Source organism: Mesorhizobium sp. WSM4814 (genome assembly GCF_055811595.1).
The window spans coordinates 1-1099 of the sequence record NZ_JBVVQT010000067.1 but is presented as its reverse complement, the minus strand read 5'-3'; the positions used below and the strand labels follow the sequence as shown (position 1 = coordinate 1099).

General features: G+C 64.3%; 1 protein-coding gene. It reads right to left on the bottom strand.

All coding sequences use genetic code 11. From position 1 onward, the window contains the following. Positions 1 to 55: 55 nt before the first annotated feature. The gene (locus tag AC0L2V_RS32165) at positions 56 to 1036 is read right to left on the bottom strand and encodes an IS5 family transposase (protein ID WP_473514091.1); all 981 of its coding nucleotides are present in this window, start codon (positions 1034 to 1036) and stop codon (positions 56 to 58) included. Positions 1037 to 1099 lie beyond the last annotated feature (63 nt).

Here is a 1099-nt window from a genome sequence, read left to right as displayed (position 1 = left end):
GCCTCGGGGGCCCAATTGGCCCCCCCTCGGCGGATTTTGGGCAGACTCCGCCCCCTCATGCCGGCTTCCTCACCGGGAAGAGGACGGCGGCCGCCCGTTGCAGATTGTAGGCGCAGCCGGCAAGCACGCACTGCGTCCGGTTGGTCGCCAGGTTGAAGAAGCGCAGCCGCCGCATGCCGTAGCGCTGCTTGAACACCGCAAACGGCCGCTCCACCGCCGCCCGCACCTTGGAGATCAACCGGTTGCGCTGCTTCTGGCGTGGCGTCAGCGGATGGTGCTTGTTGGGCCGATGCATCAACCGGTCCTTGATGCCGGCCTGCTTAAGCCGGGCATGCCGGGCATGGGTGTAATAGGCCTGGTCGCCATAGGCCGCCTCTTCGTCGCCGCAGATCAGCGTGTCGGCCGGCTCGGTGTCGGTGATCGAAGCATCGGTGAAGTGCATCCGCCGGATCAGCGTGTGAGTCTCGTCGACGCCGTTGTGCACCTTATAGCCGAACGTGGACTTTTTGCCCTTGCGTCCCCAACGCGCATCGGGGTCGGCCGATGGCCGCGCCGACGTCTCCTCACCCTTCTTCGGCTTCGCCGGCGGGCGGGCGGCGGCCTGCATGAACGATGCATCAATCAGCGTGCCGCGCTTGAGGATCAGGCCCTTCTGCTCAAACTGCCGGGTGATCTCATCGAACACCCGATCAATCAGCCCGTCGCACTTCAGCTCTTCGCGGAAGCGCCACAGCGTCGAATGGTCCGGCGTGTGGTCCGACAGGCTGAAGCCGGCAAAGCGGCGGAACGACAGCCGGTCGCGCAGCTGCATCTCAAGGGCGGGGTCGCTGAGATTGTTCCACACGCCCAAAAACAGACAGCGCAGCAATGTCTCGGCTGGATAGCTGGTGTTGCCCTTCCCCGGCCCGCTGCGCTGACCAAGAAGTGCCCGGATCGGCATCCAGTCGATGACCGTCGCGATCTGGTCGAGCTGCGTCGTATCCGACAGCGCCAGCGCATCCGCCAGGCTCAGTTGACCAACAACACGATCGACCATCCGAATCATCTCCCTCTCTTCCTTACCCCCGGAATCATCAATCCGATTCTGTGCAAAGGCCTC